Source organism: Pseudomonas sp. NY15356, assembly GCF_048068175.1.
GTDB classification, from domain to species: Bacteria; Pseudomonadota; Gammaproteobacteria; order Pseudomonadales; family Pseudomonadaceae; genus Aquipseudomonas; species Aquipseudomonas putida_K.
Genome location: NZ_JBLUPW010000011.1, coordinates 121,217 through 139,679, shown reverse-complemented (window position 1 = coordinate 139,679; position 18,463 = coordinate 121,217). Strand labels below are relative to the sequence as shown.

17 protein-coding genes are annotated in these 18,463 nt (G+C 65.0%); 11 read left to right on the top strand and 6 right to left on the bottom strand.

The window, feature by feature from the left end:
* Positions 1-143 precede the first annotated feature (143 nt).
* Positions 144-1,982: a cation:proton antiporter gene (locus ACNFCI_RS11685; protein ID WP_084856763.1), complete on the bottom strand. Its 1,839-nt coding sequence runs from the start codon at positions 1,980-1,982 to the stop codon at positions 144-146.
* Between the two features lie 68 nt (positions 1,983-2,050).
* Between ACNFCI_RS11685 and xerD the strand changes: the two genes are divergently transcribed.
* The 6 genes from xerD (at position 2,051) to ACNFCI_RS11655 (ending at position 7,708) form a co-directional block, all read left to right on the top strand.
* Positions 2,051-2,947 (top strand): site-specific tyrosine recombinase XerD, encoded by an 897-nt coding sequence (gene xerD / locus ACNFCI_RS11680; protein ID WP_084856764.1) that lies wholly within the window; start codon positions 2,051-2,053, stop codon positions 2,945-2,947.
* A gap of 151 nt (positions 2,948-3,098) precedes the next feature.
* The gene (locus ACNFCI_RS11675) at positions 3,099-3,848 is read left to right on the top strand and encodes a DsbC family protein (protein ID WP_324813163.1); all 750 of its coding nucleotides are present in this window, start codon (positions 3,099-3,101) and stop codon (positions 3,846-3,848) included.
* 82 nt (positions 3,849-3,930) lie between these two features.
* Complete coding sequence (locus tag ACNFCI_RS11670) at positions 3,931-5,235, top strand: homoserine dehydrogenase (protein ID WP_224456721.1); 1,305 nt, start codon at positions 3,931-3,933, stop codon at positions 5,233-5,235.
* A gap of 54 nt (positions 5,236-5,289) precedes the next feature.
* On the top strand, positions 5,290-6,699 hold the full coding sequence (gene thrC, locus ACNFCI_RS11665) for a threonine synthase (RefSeq protein WP_084856769.1): 1,410 nt from the start codon (positions 5,290-5,292) through the stop codon (positions 6,697-6,699).
* Between the two features lie 211 nt (positions 6,700-6,910).
* Complete coding sequence (locus ACNFCI_RS11660) at positions 6,911-7,306, top strand: response regulator (protein ID WP_084856770.1); 396 nt, start codon at positions 6,911-6,913, stop codon at positions 7,304-7,306.
* Between the two features lie 120 nt (positions 7,307-7,426).
* Positions 7,427-7,708: a DUF3509 domain-containing protein gene (locus ACNFCI_RS11655; RefSeq protein ID WP_084856772.1), complete on the top strand. Its 282-nt coding sequence runs from the start codon at positions 7,427-7,429 to the stop codon at positions 7,706-7,708.
* Positions 7,709-7,854: 146 nt separating this feature from the next.
* Here ACNFCI_RS11655 and ACNFCI_RS11650 read toward each other — a convergent pair whose 3' ends face one another.
* Positions 7,855-8,727, bottom strand: coding sequence for a TIGR02285 family protein (locus ACNFCI_RS11650; RefSeq protein ID WP_253249334.1), 873 nt, complete (start codon positions 8,725-8,727; stop codon positions 7,855-7,857).
* Positions 8,728-8,737: 10 nt separating this feature from the next.
* On the bottom strand, positions 8,738-9,937 hold the full coding sequence (locus ACNFCI_RS11645; RefSeq protein ID WP_324813148.1) for a CaiB/BaiF CoA transferase family protein: 1,200 nt from the start codon (positions 9,935-9,937) through the stop codon (positions 8,738-8,740).
* Positions 9,938-10,067: 130 nt separating this feature from the next.
* Between ACNFCI_RS11645 and ACNFCI_RS11640 the strand changes: the two genes are divergently transcribed.
* The 3 genes from ACNFCI_RS11640 to ACNFCI_RS11630 all read left to right on the top strand — a co-directional run bounded on the left by ACNFCI_RS11640 (position 10,068) and on the right by ACNFCI_RS11630 (position 13,635).
* Complete coding sequence (locus ACNFCI_RS11640; RefSeq protein ID WP_084856775.1) at positions 10,068-10,610, top strand: YaeQ family protein; 543 nt, start codon at positions 10,068-10,070, stop codon at positions 10,608-10,610.
* A 31-nt stretch (positions 10,611-10,641) separates the two neighbouring features.
* Entirely contained in the window at positions 10,642-12,351 is a 1,710-nt protein-coding gene (recJ, locus tag ACNFCI_RS11635; protein ID WP_084856777.1) for a single-stranded-DNA-specific exonuclease RecJ, read from the top strand.
* Between the two features lie 177 nt (positions 12,352-12,528).
* Positions 12,529-13,635 carry an NADH:flavin oxidoreductase/NADH oxidase gene (locus tag ACNFCI_RS11630; protein ID WP_084856779.1) on the top strand — a complete coding sequence of 369 codons (1,107 nt, stop codon included), beginning with the start codon at positions 12,529-12,531 and terminating at the stop codon, positions 13,633-13,635.
* Positions 13,636-13,645: 10 nt separating this feature from the next.
* Here ACNFCI_RS11630 and ACNFCI_RS11625 read toward each other — a convergent pair whose 3' ends face one another.
* The 3 genes from ACNFCI_RS11625 to ACNFCI_RS11615 all read right to left on the bottom strand — a co-directional run bounded on the left by ACNFCI_RS11625 (position 13,646) and on the right by ACNFCI_RS11615 (position 15,779).
* Positions 13,646-13,978: a type II toxin-antitoxin system HicB family antitoxin gene (locus ACNFCI_RS11625; RefSeq protein ID WP_084856780.1), complete on the bottom strand. Its 333-nt coding sequence runs from the start codon at positions 13,976-13,978 to the stop codon at positions 13,646-13,648.
* Positions 13,975-14,229, bottom strand: a complete 255-nt coding sequence (locus tag ACNFCI_RS11620) for a type II toxin-antitoxin system HicA family toxin (protein WP_416767990.1) — start codon at positions 14,227-14,229, stop codon at positions 13,975-13,977. The genes ACNFCI_RS11625 and ACNFCI_RS11620 overlap by 4 nt, the downstream gene beginning before the upstream one ends.
* Positions 14,230-14,354: 125 nt before the next feature.
* Positions 14,355-15,779, bottom strand: a complete 1,425-nt coding sequence (locus tag ACNFCI_RS11615) for a gamma-aminobutyraldehyde dehydrogenase (RefSeq protein WP_416767989.1) — start codon at positions 15,777-15,779, stop codon at positions 14,355-14,357.
* A 221-nt stretch (positions 15,780-16,000) separates the two neighbouring features.
* Between ACNFCI_RS11615 and ACNFCI_RS11610 the strand changes: the two genes are divergently transcribed.
* Both ACNFCI_RS11610 and ACNFCI_RS11605 read left to right on the top strand, forming a co-directional pair.
* Positions 16,001-16,723, top strand: coding sequence for a tellurite resistance TerB family protein (locus ACNFCI_RS11610; protein WP_084856785.1), 723 nt, complete (start codon positions 16,001-16,003; stop codon positions 16,721-16,723).
* Between the two features lie 114 nt (positions 16,724-16,837).
* Positions 16,838-18,460: a methyl-accepting chemotaxis protein gene (locus ACNFCI_RS11605; protein ID WP_084856787.1), complete on the top strand. Its 1,623-nt coding sequence runs from the start codon at positions 16,838-16,840 to the stop codon at positions 18,458-18,460.
* Positions 18,461-18,463: the final 3 nt, after the last annotated feature.

The window sequence follows — 18,463 nt, the reverse complement described above, 5'->3', positions numbered from 1 at the left end:
TTTGACCGGTGGCCGAGGCCACCTTGCGAGAGAAAAAGCAGCCTTCGGGCTGCTTTTTTGCTTTCTGCTGCAGGGATTGTTCACTGGCTCTGTAGGAGCGGGCTTGTCCCGCGATTGGGCGCAAAGCGCCCCCCTTCCATTCTTCAGCGATTGGCCACGCCCGCCTCGACAGCCGTTTTCGCCTCCCGATCAGCCTCTACCAGCGCCACCAGCGTCCACCCTGGCTGGGGTTTTAACGGTGCGTCCGGGCTGGCCACATGCACCCAGCCATTGGCATCGCGGGCGAACAGGACGGTGGCTCGATCGCCATGCAGGTCCTGGTAGTCCTGCCAGGAAAAGCCCTCGGTCAGGTGGGTGCTGTACAGCTCGGCGCCCTGGTGCAGACGGTTGGCCAGTTGCCCGTAGGTCATCGGGCTCGCCCCCAGCAGTTGGCCGCGATGTTCCTCGCTGGCCCGGTGCTTGTCGCTGCGCTGCTTCTCCAGGCCACTGGCCAGTACGAACAGGCGGTTGTGGCCGAAGTCATGGCGAAAGCGCGCGCAGGCCAAGGCATTGAGCTCGCCTGCCGGCGACAGGCCGAGCAGGTGGCCAAGACCGACCAGGTCCAGGTGGGCATCGGCATGCTGGGAGGCAGGGTTGCCGAAATAGGTCGGCAGCCCATCCATGCGCGCAGCGCGGATGTTTTCCCAGCTCGAGTCGGTCAGCAGGACCCGGCTACCCAGTTGCTGCAAGGCTTTGGCGACGGCGCGTGCCGGTGGGTTGGCGCCGACGATGAGAAAGCCGCTGGGCGCAGGTTCGGCGACCTTGAGCAGGCGGGCCAGGGGCCTGGCGGTGGCGCTCTGCAGCACCACGGTGCCGATGATCACCGCGAAGGTCAGAGGTACCAGCAGCAGGGCGCCCTCATGACCCGCTTCGTCCAGGCGGATGGCGAAGATGGCCGAGACCGCCGCGGCGACGATACCCCGTGGGGCGATCCAGGCCAGCAGCAGGCGTTCGCGCCATGCCAACGTCGAGCCCCAGGTGGACAGCAGAACATTGAGCGGGCGTGCCAGCAGTTGGATCACCAGCAGCAACGCCAGTACCGCCGGGCCCAGGGCCAGCAGTGCATGCAGGTCGAGGCGGGCGGCCAGGAGGATGAACAGGCCGGAAATCAACAGCACGCTGAGGTTTTCCTTGAAGTGCAGGATCTGCCGTACATCCACCCCCGGCATGTTCGCCAGCCACATGCCCATCACCGTCACCGCCAGCAGGCCGGATTCATGGACGATCTGGTTGGCGGCGATGAAGATGCCCAGCACCGCGGCCAACGAGGCCAGGTTGTGCAGGTACTCCGGCAGCCACTGGGCACGCATCACCTGGCCCAGCAGCCAGCCGCCGGCGGCGCCCAGGGCGCTGCCGCAGAAGATCACCCCGCCGAAGGTCACCAGGCTCTGGCTGAGCCCTTCGCCATCGGTGCGGGCGATGATGAAGCTGTAGACCACCACTGCCAGCAAGGCACCGATCGGGTCGATGACGATGCCTTCCCAGCGCAGGATGTTGGCGATCGCCGCCTTGGGCCGCACCACGCGGAGCATGGGCACGATCACCGTCGGGCCGGTCACCAGGGTCAGAGTGCCGAACAGGATCGCCAGCGGCCAGTCGAAGCCCAGCAGCCAATGGGTGGCCAGGGCGATCACCACCCAGGTGCTCAGCGCGCCCAGGGTCACCAGCCGGTGCACCACGCTGCCGATCTCACGCCATTGGGACAGGTGCAGCGTCAGGCTGCCTTCGAACAGGATCAGGGCCACGGCCAGGGATACCAGCGGCATCAGCAGCGGGCCGAACAGGTCTTGTGGCGACAGCCAGCCGAGCACGGGGCCGGCGACGATCCCGCACAGCAGCAGGAACAGGATCGCAGGCAGCTTCAGGCGCCAGGCCAGCCATTGGCAAGCCAGTGCGGCGGCACCGATGCCACCGAAACTCAGGAGAATCTGCTGTTCGCTCATGCGGGCTCCCTATGCCGACGTTGTTATGAAAGACTAAGCGCCAATTCGTCGTTTGCCACCGAGATTTCATGTCCGCCCTCGACCACCCCCTGATCGACCAGTTCCTCGATGCCCTGTGGCTTGAAAAAGGCCTGTCCGATAACACCCGCGCCTCCTACCGAAGCGACCTGGCCCTGTTCAATGGCTGGCTGCAGGCGCGCGGCGTGGCATTGCCGGACGTTGGTCGCGAACTGATCTTCGATCACCTGGCCTGGCGCGTCGACCAGGGCTACAAGCCGCGTTCCACGGCGCGCTTTCTTTCCGGGCTGCGCGGCTTTTTCCGCTACCTGCTGCGCGAGCGGCTGGTCAGTGTCGACCCGACTTTGCAGGTCGACATGCCGCAGTTGGGCCGGCCTTTGCCCAAATCTCTCTCCGAGGCCGACGTCGAGGCATTGCTCAAGGCGCCGGACCTGGGCGAGGCCATCGGCCAGCGCGACCGGGCCATGCTTGAGGTCCTTTATGCCTGTGGGCTGCGCGTTACCGAACTGGTCAGCCTGACATTGGACCAGGTCAATTTGCGCCAGGGCGTGTTGCGGGTCATGGGCAAGGGCAGCAAGGAGCGCCTGGTGCCGATGGGGGAGGAGGCTGTGGTGTGGCTGGAGCGCTACCTGCGCGACGGGCGCGGCGAACTGCTCAACGGCCGCCCCAGCGACGTGCTGTTCCCCAGCCAGCGGGGCGAGCAGATGACCCGGCAGACCTTCTGGCACCGCATCAAGCACCAGGCCAAGGTGGCCGGGATCGACAAGCCGCTGTCGCCCCATACCCTGCGCCACGCCTTCGCCACCCACTTGCTCAACCACGGCGCGGACCTGCGTGTGGTGCAGATGCTGCTGGGGCACAGCGACCTGTCCACCACGCAGATCTACACCCATGTGGCCAAGGCGCGCCTGCAACAGCTGCATGCCCAGCACCATCCGCGTGGATGAATGATTTTCATGTTCCGACCTGTGGCGTGTGAGGGCTGATTTAGCGCCTGCCGGTTGTGGTAGGCTTGGACGGTTTCCAAGGGCCGCACGGTCGACGCCCGCTTGCCGCATGTCGACGCCCTCCGGCCCCGTCCGCCTTCAGGAGTACCCCATGCGCGTGACCCATCTTTTCGCCGCCGCCGCCCTGGCGCTGGCCAGCACCTTTGCCGTGGCTGCGGCCAGCGACGCCGGTGCCGGCGCCGAGCAGGCGATCCGCAACACCCTCAAGACGCTTGAGCTGGAAGTACCGATCGAGAGCGTGGCCAGCAGCCCGGTCAATGGCCTCTATGAAGTCAAGCTGCAGGGCGGACGCGTGCTGTATGCCAGCGCCGACGGCCAGTTCGTGATGCAGGGCTACCTGTACCAGATCCAGGACGGCAAGCCGGTCAACCTCACCGAAAAGACCGAGCGCCAGGGCATCGCCAAGCTCATCAACGGCATTCCGGCTGCCGAGATGGTGGTTTATCCTGCCAAGGGCCAGACCAAATCGCATATCACCGTCTTCACCGATACCACCTGCCCGTATTGCCACAAGCTGCACGCCGAAGTGCCCGAGCTCAACCGTCGCGGTATCGAAGTGCGCTATGTCGCCTTCCCGCGCCAGGGCCTGGGCTCGCCGGGTGACGAACAGCTGCAGGCGGTCTGGTGCTCCAGCGACCGTCGCGCGGCACTGGACAAGATGATCGATGGCAAGGAAATCAAGGCCGCCAAGTGCGCCAACCCGGTCGGCAAGCAGTTCCACTTGGGCCAGTCGATCGGCGTCAATGGCACGCCTGCGATCGTCCTGGAAAGTGGCCAGGTGATTCCGGGCTACCAGCCGGCCCCTCAGGTGGCCAAGCTGGCGCTGGCGCAAGGCAAGTAATTCAAACAGTACGCCGTCTTCATGGGGAGACGGCACGTTTCACGGTCGGCGCAGGTGCCGGCCGTTCAATGGGGAGTTCACAGTGAAACCGGTCAAAGTAGGCATCTGTGGGTTGGGGACCGTCGGTGGCGGAACCTTCAATGTACTTCAGCGCAACGCCGAGGAGATCGCCCGCCGTGCCGGGCGCGGTATTGAAGTGGCACAGATCGCCATGCGCTCGCAGAACCCGAACTGCCAGATTACCGGTACCCCCATTACCGCTGATGTGTTCGAGGTCGCGTGCAACCCCGAGATCGATATCGTCATCGAGCTGATCGGTGGCTACACCATTGCCCGTGACCTGGTGCTCAAGGCCATCGAGAACGGCAAGCATGTGGTCACCGCCAACAAGGCGCTGATCGCCGTGCATGGCAACGAGATCTTCGCCAAGGCCCGCGAGAAGGGCGTCATCGTCGCCTTCGAAGCTGCGGTGGCCGGCGGTATCCCGGTGATCAAGGCGATCCGCGAAGGCTTGTCGGCCAACCGTATCAACTGGCTGGCGGGCATCATCAACGGCACCGGCAACTTCATCCTGACCGAAATGCGTGACAAGGGCCGTGCCTTCCCCGAAGTGCTGGCCGAAGCCCAGGCCCTGGGCTACGCCGAAGCCGACCCGACCTTCGACGTCGAAGGCATCGATGCCGCCCACAAACTGACCATCCTGGCGTCCATCGCCTTCGGTATCCCGCTGCAGTTCGACAAGGCCTACACCGAAGGCATCACCCAGCTGACCACTGCGGACGTCAACTACGCCGAGGCCCTGGGTTACCGTATCAAGCACCTGGGCGTGGCCCGCAGCACCGACGCCGGTATCGAGCTGCGTGTCCACCCGACGCTGATCCCCAACGACCGCCTGATCGCCAACGTCAACGGCGTGATGAACGCCGTGATGGTCAATGGCGACGCCGCTGGTTCCACCTTGTACTACGGCGCTGGTGCCGGCATGGAGCCGACTGCCTCCTCGGTCGTCGCCGACCTGGTGGATGTTGTCCGCGCCATGACCTCCGACCCCGAGAACCGCGTGCCGCACCTGGCTTTCCAGCCAGACTCGCTGTCGGCCCACCCGATCCTGCCGATCGAGGCCTGCGAGAGCGCCTACTACCTGCGCATCCAGGCCAAGGATCACCCGGGCGTGCTGGCCCAGGTGGCGAGCATCCTCTCCGAGCGCGGTATCAACATCGAGTCGATCATGCAGAAGGAAGCCGAGGAGCAGGATGGCCTGGTGCCGATGATCCTCCTGACCCACCGCGTGGTGGAGCAGCGCATCAACGACGCCATCGTTGCCCTGGAAGCCTTGCAGGACGTGGTCGGCAAGGTCGTGCGCATCCGCGTCGAACAGCTCAATTAATGTCAGCGGCGGGCCGCGACGGCGGCCCGCGCCCAGAACCGAAGGTTTGCACCCATGCGCTATATCAGTACCCGCGGCCAGGCACCGGCCCTGAATTTCGAAGATGTCCTGCTGGCCGGCCTTGCCAGCGATGGCGGCCTGTACGTGCCGGAAAACCTGCCACGCTTCACCCAGGAGGAGATCGCCTCCTGGGCCGGCTTGCCGTACCACGAACTGGCCTTCCGGGTGATGCGCCCGTTCGTCGACGGCAGCATCGCCGATGCCGACTTCAAGAAGATCCTGGAAGAAACCTACGGCGCCTTCGCCCACGCCGCCGTTGCGCCGCTGCGCCAGCTGGGAGGCAACGAATGGGTCATGGAACTGTTCCACGGCCCGACCCTGGCCTTCAAGGATTTCGCCCTGCAGCTGCTCGGCCGCCTGCTCGACCACGTGCTGGCCAAGCGCGGAGAGCGTGTGGTGATCGTCGGCGCCACCAGCGGTGACACCGGCTCCGCAGCTATCGAAGGCTGCCGCCGTTGCGACAACGTCGACATCTTCATCCTGCACCCACACCAGCGCGTGTCGGAAGTGCAGCGCCGCCAGATGACCACCATCTTCGGTGACAACATCCACAATATCGCCATCGAAGGCAACTTCGACGACTGCCAGGAAATGGTCAAGGCCAGCTTCGCCGACCAGTCCTTCCTCAAGGGCACGCGCCTGGTGGCGGTGAACTCGATCAACTGGGCGCGGATCATGGCCCAGATCGTCTACTACTTCCATGCAGCGCTGCAGCTGGGTGGCCCGGCCCGTTCGGTGGCCTTCTCGGTGCCGACCGGCAACTTCGGCGACATCTTCGCCGGCTACCTGGCACGCAACATGGGCCTGCCGATCAGCCAATTGATCGTGGCCACCAACCGCAATGACATCCTGCACCGCTTCATGAGCGGCAACCAGTACGTCAAGGATGCCCTGCACCCGACCCTGTCGCCGTCGATGGACATCATGGTGTCGTCGAACTTCGAGCGCCTGCTGTTCGACCTGCACGGTCGCAACGGCGCCGCCATCGCCGAGCTGATGGAGCGCTTCAAGCAGGGCGGCGGCTTCAGCGTCGAGCAAGACCGCTGGACCGAGGCCCGCAAGCTGTTCGATTCCCTGGCGGTGACCGACGAGCAGACCTGCGAGACCATCGCCGAGGTGTTCGCCAGCACCGGTGAGGTGCTGGACCCGCACACGGCGATCGGCGTCAAGGCCGCCCGCGAATGCCGCCGCAGCCTGGACACGCCAATGGTAGTGCTGGGCACGGCGCACCCGGTCAAGTTCCCCGAGGCGGTGGAAAAGGCAGGCGTGGGCAAGGCCCTGGAACTGCCGGCGCACCTGAGCGATCTGTTCAGCCGCGAAGAGCGCTGCACGGTCCTGGCCAATGACCTGAAGACCGTCCAGGCCTTCGTCAGCCAGCACGGCAACCGCGGCAAGCCGCTCTGACGCCATCGCGGGACAGGTTGGACCGCCGGTCCGACTTGTCCCGCGATCACCGGCAACGCCGGTGCCATGCGCCGTGGCGCGCAAGCCATTCCCGCAGCGCGTGGCGCGGATATTTCTACAAAAGATTCGGATTTTTCTGACATAGCTTTCAGCGTGACGCCATTAGAGTGACTTGCCCATTCACGCGGGTGCGATACTCCAGGAGCGGCTCATGCAATGGCTCAACGTGCTGATTCACGCACGACCTTCCCACGACATTTCCCTGCATCAGGCCTGCAATGCCCACGGCGTCTTCAATGTACGGGTCGCCCAGGACCTGCTCGAGGCCAAGTCCTGCCTGGCGCAACGCGGTACGATCGACCTGCTGATCCTGGACAATGCCATGCCGGTACGAGAGGGGCGAGTCCTGCTCCGGCAGGTGGATCGCGCGCAGCGTCCTTGTGCGTTGTTGTTCGTCGGCGAGCCGGCGGGGCAGGGGGAGAGCCTGGCCCGCGAAGCCCGGCGGCAGGACCTCAAGGTCGTCGGTGAGTTGTCCTGGCCCTTGTCGATGCCGACCTTGCAAAGAGCACTGGAGCGCCTGGCGTTGCCGGCCGGCCTATCCGTCTAGGCCCGTTGTCAAACTGTCATCTCCCCCGCGCATGCTCAAGGTGACCGGCGCCGTGTGACGAACTTTCCGCTGCGCCTGGTGGTCAGTTCCGATAGGTTCCACGAACAGCGAGTAAGCCGGATGGAAAGAATCTGCAAACTGCTCAACCATGCCCTGACCCCTTACCAGGCCCACCTTGGCGAAACCGACGCCAGCGGCAACCGCCAACTCACCGTGGTCGACAAGCAAGGGGAAGTGACCCTCCAACGCACCGTGAGCCAACGTCAGTTGCAGGACCAGCGGCTGCTGGTCGATCTGGTCGATGGCCTGCATCGGGACCTGCAGATCGCCGAAGGCCGCTTGCAACCCTGCGTGATTGCGGCCTTGCAGCACCAGCGAACATTTCAGGGAACCTTCGCCTGAACGGCTCATCAGAAACAGTAGGGGTGGTGTGACAGCGCTTTGCTCCGGTGCTGCGGGCTGCCCCTGGAAGTCCCTTGGACTTCGCTTGGCCCCGGACGATCCTTCCCCAGCGTCCGGGGTTTCTTTTTGGCTTTCAGGCAATAAACCTAGTCCTGGCGGTCTTCGAAAAAGTGCTTGCTGTGCTCCAGGTAGTCCTGTCGTTGCTCCGGGTCCAGCCATTGGGCATACAGTGCAGGCAGGACGTCCCGACGCAGGGCCGGCAGCAGTTGGTCGATATGGCGGATGGCTTCGCGCCCCAGCGGTGTATCGGAGCAGCCGACGTGCAGGAACTGGTAGCGGTTCACGCCTTGAATGGGATGGAACGCATAATTTTCCAGCGGCCAACCCTGTACCTGGATCAGGTAGCGGATTTCCGGCCAGTACCCCAGCACCAGTTGCAGGCGCCCCAGCTGCTGCATCTGCAACAGGTTGGTGGTGGCTTCGTTGCCGTAATGGCGGCTCACGACGGTGTCGGGCAGTTGGCGCAGCATAGCGTCGACCTGGGTGCTGTAGCTGCGTTCTGCGACCACGCCAAGCTTGAGACGGGGCTCGGCGAGCAAGCGTTTGAGGTCGACTTGCTGGCCGTCCAGAAGGGGCGCCAGCATGCCCTGGTCGCGCTTACGCACTACCACGCCGCTGCTCAGCACGCCCAAGGACGGTGTGGAGAAATGCACGAACCTGGCCCGCTCCGGCGTCCACAGCAAGGTCGGATCGCAGGTGAAGCTGGGTTCCTGGAGCATCTGCATGCCCCGGGCACGATTGACCCGGATGATGCTGTGCTCGTATTCGGGCATTTGTGTGATCAACTGTGGCAGCAAGCGGTCGATGACGCCCTGGCCTTGTGCCACGCCATCGAAGATGGTGAACGGCGGCAAGTCGCGTATCAGCCACATCAGGCGCTCCTTGGCGCTGGCCATGGCGGGCAGCAACCCACACAACAGGAGCAGCAGGCCAAGTACCTGTCGGACGGCCATGGGCATCGGCGTGCCGTCAGACCGCACCGGCTTCGCGCAACCGGCTGATGGCTGGCGCGTCGTAGCCCAGGCCGGCGAGCACCGCCTCGGTATGTTCGCCCAGGGCCGGGCCGACCCATTCGGTGGAGCCCGGGGTGTCCGAGAGCTTGGGGACGATGCCCGGCATCTTGAACGGCTTGCCATCGGGCAGCCTGGCCTGGAGGAACATTTCGCGGGCCAGGTACTGCGGGTCGTTGAACATGTCCTCGGCCGAGTAGATCCGGCTCGCCGGTACCTCGGCATCGGTCAGCACCTGCATCACCTGCGCCAGCGGCAGGCTGTTGACCCAGCGGTCGATGACGCCGTAGAGCTCGTCGCGGCGCAGGTCCCGGCCATCGTTGGTGGCCAGGGCCGGGTCGCTGGCCAGGTCGTCGCGGCCGATGGCCTGCATGAAACGCTTGAAGATGGCATCGCCATTGGCGCCGATCTGCACGTGCTTGCCATCGGCGCTGGTGTGGATGGAGGAGGGCGTGATGCCCGGCATGATGTTGCCGGTGCGCTCGCGGATGAAGCCGAACACATCGAACTCCGGCACCATGCTTTCCATCATGGCGAAGATGGCTTCGTACAAGGCCACATCCACCACCTGCCCCTGGCCACCGTTGACCTCGCGGTGACGCAGGGCCATGAGTGCGCCGATCACGCCCCACAGGGCGGCGATCGAATCGCCGATGGAGATCCCGGTGCGCACCGGCGGGCGGTCCTCGAAACCTGTGATGTAGCGCAGGCCGCCCATGGATTCGCCCACGGCGCCGAAACCGGGCTGGTCCTTCATCGGGCCGGTCTGGCCGAAGCCCGACAGGCGCACCATGACCAGGCGCGGGTTGAGCGCATGCAGCACATCCCAGCCCAGGCCCAGTTTCTCCAGCACGCCGGGCCGGAAGTTCTCGATCAGGATGTCGGCATCGGCCAGCAGCCGCTTGAGAATCTCACGGCCCTCAGGGTGCTTGAGGTTGAGCGTCAGCGATTGCTTGTTGCGCGCCTGGACGAACCACCACAACGAAGTGCCCTCGTACAGCTTGCGCCATTTGCGCAGCGGGTCGCCGCCATCGGGGGATTCGACCTTGATGACCTCAGCGCCGAATTCGGCGCAGATGCGCGAGGCGAAGGGGCCGGCGATCAGGGTACCGAGCTCGATCACTTTCAGGCCGGCGAGGGGTTTGCTGGGCGTGGGCATGGGGCATCCGTGGCGGCTGGGTTGATGCGTGGTTTTATCATAGGTCGTCGGCTGCAGGTACTGTCACGGCACAACGAAGGGCGGGATCGGTTAGACTGTGTGACTTTTATTTCGCAAGAAGCCCCCGCCCATGGCCCAGCCGTCCACCACCTACAAGTTCGAACTGAATCTGACCGACCTCGACCGCGGCGTATACGAGAATGTCCGCCAGACCATCGCCCGTCATCCTTCGGAAACCGAGGAACGCATGGCCGTGCGCCTGCTGGCCTATGCCCTGTGGTACAACGAGAACCTGTCGTTCGGCCGCGGCCTGTCGGACGTGGACGAGGCCGCTTTGTGGGAAAAGAGCCTGGATGACCGCGTGCTGCACTGGATCGAAGTCGGCCAGCCGGATGCCGAGCGCCTGACCTGGTGCTCGCGCCGTACCGAACGTACCAGCCTGCTGGCCTATGGCAGCCTGCGCGTATGGCAGAACAAGGTGGTCGATGCGGTCAAGGGCCTGAAGAACCTCAGCATCGCCGCGGTGCCCCAGGAAGCGCTGGAGACCCTGGCCACCGACATGCCCCGCTCGATCAAGTGGGACGTGATGATCAGCGAGGGCACCCTGTTCGTGACCGACGACCGTGGCCAGCACGAAGTGCAGCTGGAGTGGCTGCTCGGTGAGCGTGGCTGACCTGTCCCCAACCTGATTGCCGAAGCCCCCGATGCGTATCGAACCTCGTCCCTTGCCACCGAGCCTGCCCTTTCTCGGTAACCTCCCGCCCTTGCTGACCCGCCTGTATGCCGCCCGTGGCGTGCAGTCGGAGGCCGAACTGGACAAGAGCCTGGCGCGGCTGCTGCCCTACCAACAGCTCAAGGGCATCGACGCGGCGGTGGACCTGCTGGTCGAGGCGCTCGACCAGCGCCAGCGCATCCTCATCGTCGGCGATTTCGACGCCGACGGTGCCACGGCCAGTACCGTCGGTGTGCTTGGCCTGCGGCTGCTGGGCGCGGCCCATGTCGACTACCTGGTGCCGAACCGTTTCGAATACGGCTATGGCCTGACCCCCGAAATCGTCCAGGTGGCCCTGCAGCGCGAGCCGCAGTTGCTGATCACGGTGGACAACGGCATCTCCAGCGTCGAGGGCGTCGCCGCCGCCAAGGCGGCCGGCCTGAAGGTGCTGGTCACCGACCACCACCTGCCGGGCGAGCACCTGCCGGATGCCGACGCGATCGTCAATCCGAACCAGCCCGGCTGCGATTTCCCCAGCAAGGCCCTGGCCGGCGTGGGGGTGATCTTCTATGTATTGATGGCTCTGCGTGCACGCCTGCGCAGCCTGGGCCGCTATGACAGCCAAGCGCAGCCGAATATCGGCGAGCTGCTCGACCTGGTGGCCCTGGGCAGCGTCGCCGACGTGGTGCCGTTGGATGCCAACAACCGCATCCTGGTGCACCAGGGGTTGGAGCGTATCCGCGCCGGGCGGGCCCGGCCGGGGCTCAAGGCCATTCTCGAAGTGGCCCGGCGCGATCACCGGCGCATCACCTCCACCGACCTTGGCTTCATTCTCGGCCCGCGCCTGAATGCGGCCGGTCGCCTGGACGACATGAGCCTGGGGATCGAATGCCTGCTCTGCGATGACGCAGCCTTGGCGCTGGACATGGCCCAGCAGCTCGATGGGCTGAACCAGGACCGCAAGTCCATCGAACAGGGCATGCAGCGCGAGGCGCTGGCCCAGCTCAAGGACCTGCCGGTCGAGTCCATGCCTTATGGCCTGTGCCTGTTCGAGCCCGACTGGCACCAGGGGGTGATCGGCATCCTTGCGTCGCGGCTGAAGGAGCGCTATCACCGGCCGACAATCGCCTTTGCCGACGCCGGCGAGGGGATGCTCAAGGGGTCGGCGCGCTCGGTACCTGGGTTCCATATCCGCGATGCGCTGGATGCGGTGGCTGCACGGCATCCGCACTTGATCAGCAAGTTCGGCGGGCATGCCATGGCGGCCGGCCTGTCGTTGCCGGCGGAGCATTTCCCGGCGTTTGCCGCAGCCTTCGACGAGGAGGTTCGCCGGCACCTTGGGGAAGAGGACCTGACCGGGCGGTTGCTGTCCGACGGGACGCTGGCGGTCGAGGAGTTCCACCTGGACCTGGCACGCGCCTTGCGCCATGCCGGGCCGTGGGGGCAGCACTTCCCCGAGCCATTGTTCCACGGGGTTTTCCAGTTGGTCGAGCAGCGGGTGGTGGGGGAACGGCACCTGAAGGTGGTGCTCAAGAGTGAGTGCGGTTCGGTCAGGCTGGACGGGATTGCCTTCGGGATCGACCGGGAGGTCTGGCCGAACCCTACGGTGCGTTGGGTGGAGCTGGCCTACAAGCTGGATGTGAACGAGTTTCGCGGGCAGGAGAGCGTGCAATTGATGATTGCACACATGGAGGCGCGGTAGCCGGATTTATCGGCGCGCGCTCCTCCCACGATTGGGCGGCGCTCGATCTTTCAGACACCGCCCCCCTGAAGGCAGGCACTCCCTATCTGGTCTAGTCTGAACACTACCGATACCGGACCAAGGCCTCACACAAGTGCCCGGACCGGCCAACCATTGGAGTCCCTGGGAGGTCCCCTCATGAGCCTGCTGCTTGAGCCCTACACCCTGCGTCAGCTGACCCTACCCAACCGCATCGCCGTCTCCCCCATGTGCCAGTACTCCGCCGCTGACGGGCTGGCCAACGATTGGCACCTGGTGCACCTGGGCAGCCGTGCCGTTGGCGGCGCTGGCCTGGTGATCACCGAAGCCACCGCCGTCACCCCCGATGGTCGCATCAGTGCCGAGGACCTGGGCCTGTGGAACGACGCCCAGATCCCACCCCTGCAGCGCATCACCCGCTTCATCACCGCCCAGGGCGCCGTGCCCGGCATCCAGCTCGCCCATGCCGGGCGCAAGGCCAGTACCCATCGCCCCTGGCTGGGCAAGCACGGCAGTGTCAAGGTCGAAGACGGCGGCTGGCAGCCGGTAGGCCCGTCGAAGATTGCCTTCGACCCGGAGCACACCGTGCCCCGTGAGTTGTCCGAAGATGAAATCACCGGCATCGTCCAGGCCTTCGCCGATGCTGCGCGCCGTGCCCTGGAGGCGGGTTTCAAGGTGGTCGAGGTGCATGCTGCCCACGGCTACCTGCTGCACCAGTTCCTGTCGCCGCTGAGCAACCAGCGGCGCGATCGCTATGGCAGCTGCTTCGAAAACCGTATCCGCCTGACCCTGGAAGTCACCGAGGCGGTGCGCAAGGTGTGGCCACAGGAGCTGCCGCTGTTCGTACGGGTCTCGGCCACCGACTGGGTCGAAGATGGCTGGAACCCGGACGAAACCGTCGAGCTGGCCCGGCGCCTGAGAGCCATTGGCGTGGACTTGATCGATGTGTCCTCCGGCGGCACCTCGGTCAACGCCGAAATCCCCACCGGCCCCGGCTACCAGACCCGATTTGCCGAACGGGTGCGCAAGGAGTCGGAGATTGCCACCGGCACCGTGGGCATGATCACCGAACCGGCCCAGGCCGAGCACATCCTGCGCACCGGGCAGGCCGACATCATCTTCCTCGCCCGCGAGCTGCTGCGCGACCCGTACTGGCCCCTGCACGCCGACGACGACCTGGGCGGCAACAAGGCCACCTGGCCGGCCCAGTACCAACGGGCTACCAGCCGGGCCAACCCGATCCATGAGTCGGACTTGAGGGAGTGACCGCGCTATTTCAGTTACGGGCGGCTTGATCGAGGATGTCGCTCACCCACTGGTTGATGCTCTTCTGCGCCAGTTCGGCCTTCGCTGCCACGCTGGCGTGGAGAGCCGGTTCCAGGCGAAGGCTGAGCTTGCCGGAGTAGGCTTTCTGCGGGGCCCGGCCCAAGCGTTCGCAGGTTTCCAGGTAATCGTCCACGGCGTCTTCGAAGGCGCTGCGCAACTCACTGATCGATTCGCCATGGAAACCAATCACATCGCGTATGCCGGCAACGTGCCCGATCAGCAGTTGGTCTTCATCGCTGTACTCGATGCGTGCGCTATAGCCGCGATAGCTCATGACATTCATGGGGTTACTCCTACCTGCTCGAGGAATTGACGGGCGTCGCATATCTGGTATGGCTTTGCATGCCTGTCTGGGTGTGGCCGATGAAAGGTCGCCACCACCCCCTTTAACTCGAAGCGCACCCGAGAGCCTCTGCCCTCGATGACCCTCGCGCCAAGCGATACCAAAAGCGACTCCAGCCGCGACCATTCCAGGGTCTTGGGAGCGGGCTTGCTGAAGATTAAGGACAAGGTCGTTCGCTGATGTGTGCTCATGGTATCAGGCTATGATACCAATTGCGCGTGTCACAACCGCTTGCGAGTAGGAAGGGGAAGCGCTTGTTGAATGAAATCGCGACACCGCTTCCGGTGAAAGACGCGGCGTCATCTCGTCCGTCAGCTCAATGCTTGATCATCACATGCCGCACGCAGGTGTAGTCCTCCAGGCCATACATCGACATGTCCTTGCCATACCCCGAATGTTTCTGCCCGCCATGGGGCATTTCGCTCACCAGCATGAAGTGGGTATTGACCCAGGTGCAGCCATACTGCAGGCGCGCCGCCAGGCGATGGGCGCGACCGGTGTCGCGGGTCCACACCGACGAGGCCAGGCCGTAGTCGGAGTCGTTGGCCCAGGCCAGGGCCTGGGCCTCGTCGCTGAAGCGCGTCACCGATACCACCGGGCCGAACACTTCGTGGCGCACGATCTCGTCGTCCTGCTGGGCGTCGGCCAGTACCGTGGGCTCGAAGAAGAAGCCGTCGCCGGGCAGTACCTTGCCGCCGGTGACCAGACGGATGTGCGGCTGGGCGATGGCCCGCTGCACCATGCCTGCGACCTTGTCGCGATGCTGGGCGCTGATCAAAGGGCCTAGTTCGGTATCGGTGGCATCCTGCAGGCCAGGCTTGATCGTGGCCACGGCCTGGCCCAGGCGCTCGACGAAGCGTTCGTAGATGCCATCCTGCACGTAGAGCCGGCAGGCGGCGGTACAGTCCTGGCCTGCGTTGTAGAACCCGAACGTGCGGATGCCCTCGATGGCGGCACCCAGGTCGGCATCATCGAACACCAGCACCGGCGCCTTGCCACCCAGCTCCATGTGCATGCGCTTCACGCTTTCGGCGGTGGCACCGATGATGCGCGCACCGGTGGGGATGGAGCCGGTCAGCGAGACCATGCGCACCTTGGGGTGGGTGACCAGCGGCGTGCCGACCGTCTGGCCACGACCGAAGACGATGTTCAGCACCCCGGCGGGCAACAGGTCCTGGGCCAGCTCGGCCAGGCGCAGAGCGGTCAGCGGTGTCATCTCCGAGGGTTTGAGCACCACCGTGTTGCCTGCCGCCAGCGCTGGGGCGATCTTCCACGCCAGCATCATCAACGGGTAGTTCCACGGGGCAATGGAGGCGACTACGCCCAATGGATCGCGACGGATCATCGAGGTATGGCCCGGCAGGTATTCGCCGGCCGCCGAGCCGCCCAGGCAGCGGGCGGCACCGGCGAAGTAGCGGAACACGTCGGCGATGGCCGGGATCTCGTCAGCCAGTGCGGCGGCGAACGGCTTGCCGCAGTTCTGCGATTCCAGCCGGGCCAGCTCCTCGCCGTGGCGTTCGACCGTGTCGGCCAACGCCAGCAAGGCCTGTGCACGGTCCTTTGGGGTGGTCTGCGACCAAGTGTCGAAGGCCTGGTCGGCTGCGCGCACCGCGGCGTCCACTTGGGCCTCGCTGGCCTCGTTGATCTGCGCCAGGGCGCTGCCCAGGGCCGGGTTCAGCACGGTCCAGGCCGGACCTTCGCCGTTCACCAGGCGGCCATTGATCAGCATTCGGGTGTGCATGGGAGTCCTCCTAGGTCATTTGCCGCTGCCCGCAACGCTTTCGCCGCCACGGGGCAAGGAATAGGCGCCGAGAAGATATCTGTGGTTGGCATGGGCCGCAGTCGAGTCTAGTCCGTTTTTATCGGGTGGCCGCGCAACATCTGGAAGCAAATGCATTAAGCGTGAGTTCAGCGTGCGGGCCTAATCTGGGGCTTTCCTTTCCAGTGAAGAGGCAATGCCAGATGAACACCCGTGGCTTGCTCGATCAATTGCTCAAGTCCGGCCAGCAATTGCTGCAGAACTCGCAAGGCAAGAGCGAGGCCGGCAAGGCCCCCGGCCTTGGCGACCTGCTGGGTGGCCAGGCGGGCAAGGGCGGCCTTGGCAGCCTGCTCTCCGGTGCCGGTGGCGGCGCGTTGGCGGCAGGGGCCATGGGCCTGCTGCTGGGCAACAAGAAGGCCCGCAAGTATGGCGGCAAGGCGCTGACCTATGGTGGCCTGGCCGCTCTTGGCGTGCTGGCCTACAAAGCCTATGGCAACTGGCAGGCGCGCCAGGGCACGGCCCAGCCGCAGGAGCCGCAGACCCTCGACCGCCTGCCGGCTGCCCAGGCCGAGCAGCACAGCCAGGCCGTGCTGCGCGCCCTGGTGGCGGCCGCGAAGTCCGATGGCCATATCGACGAGCGTGAGCGGGCATTGATCGAAGGCGAGTTCGTCAGGCTCGACAACGACCGCGAACTGCAGCATTGGCTGCATGCCGAACTGAACAAGCCGCTGGACCCCGCCGAAGTTGCCAGCGCCGCGCAGACACCGGAAATGGCCGCCGAGATGTACCTGGCGAGCGTGATGATGGTCGACCAGGAGAACTTCATGGAGCGCGCCTACCTGGATGAACTGGCACGCCAGCTGCGTCTGGACGCGAACTTGCGCCAGGAATTGGAGGCACAGGTCAAGCTCGCCGCCGGGCAATGACCCGACCTGGGCAGGGAAGCCCCGTCACCCCTTGATTGAGCTGCGATTGCGCTGGGCGCCTACGCTATACTCTGGCGATTTTCCCCGCTCGTATCGAATTCCTGAGGGCTGAATGTGAAGAACTGGACCTTGCGCCAACGGATCCTGGCAAGTTTCGCCGTGATCATCGCCATCATGCTGCTGATGATCGTTGCCGCCTACTCGCGGCTGGTGGCGATCGAGGCCAGCGAAGAATCGGTGGGGTCCGACAGCATTCCCGGCTTCTACTACAGCTCGATGCTGCGCAGTGCCTGGGTCGACAGCTACGTGGCCAGCCAGCAGCTGGTGGGCCTGTCCAATCGCCGCGAGATGACGGCGGCCGACCTGGCCGACTTCAAGTCGTTCGACGAGCGTCTCAAGCAATACATGGCCAGCTACCAGGGCACGATCAAGGAGTCGGACGACCAGGCCGCCCTCGATACCTTCCGGCGCCTGGAAGCGGAATACATCAAGATCCTCGACCAAGTGCTGGCTACCTACCGGCAAAAGGACTACGCTGAGGCCGAACGGTTGGTGAACGATGTGCTGACGCCGGCGTGGGTCAATGGCCGCCAACACCTCAATGGTGTCATCGAGCGCAACCGGGAATCGGCCGAGTCGGCGACCAACGATATCGTCAGTGCGGTGGCCACCGCCAAGGGCAGCATGGTCGTCTCGTTGCTGCTGGCAATCGTTGCCGCAGGCATCTGCGGCCTGTTGCTGCTGCGCGCGATCACCGCGCCCGTGCAGCGCGTCGTGCATGCGTTGGACAAACTGCGCTCCGGCGACCTGAGCATGCGCCTGAGCCTGGACCGCAAGGACGAGTTCGGCAGCATCGAGACCGGTTTCAACGAAATGGCCGAGGCCTTGGCCAACCTGGTGGCCCAGGCCCAGCGCTCGTCGGTGCAGGTGACCACCTCGGTCACCGAAATCGCCGCCACGTCCAAGCAGCAGCAGGCCACCGCCACCGAAACCGCCGCCACCACCACGGAAATCGGTGCCACCTCGCGGGAAATCGCCGCCACCTCCCGTGACCTGGTGCGGACCATGACCGAAGTCACCTCCGCCGCCGACCAGGCCTCGGTATTGGCCGGCTCCGGCCAGCAGGGCCTGGCGCGCATGGAGGAAACCATGCACCAGGTGATGGGCGCAGCCGACCTGGTCAACGCCAAGCTGGCGATCCTCAACGAGAAGGCCAGCAACATCAACCAGATGGTGGTGACCATCGTCAAGGTGGCTGACCAGACCAACCTGTTGTCGCTCAATGCCGCCATCGAAGCGGAGAAGGCGGGCGAGTACGGGCGTGGCTTCGCCGTGGTCGCCACCGAGGTGCGACGCCTGGCCGACCAGACGGCCGTGGCCACCTACGATATCGAGCAAATGGTGCGCGAGATCCAGTCCGCCGTGTCGGCCGGGGTCATGGGCATGGACAAGTTCTCCGAGGAAGTGCGCCGGGGCATGTTCGAAGTCCAGCAGGTGGGCGAGCAGCTCAGCCAGATCATCCACCAGGTGCAGGCGCTGGCGCCGCGGGTACTGATGGTCAACGAAGGCATGCAGGCCCAGGCCACCGGTGCCGAACAGATCAACCAGGCCCTGGCCCAGCTCAGCGATGCCAGCACCCAGACTGTGGAGTCGTTGCGCCAGGCCAGCTTCGCCATCGATGAACTGAGCCAGGTGGCTGCCGGACTGCGCGGCGGCGTGTCGCGCTTCAAAGTCTGATCG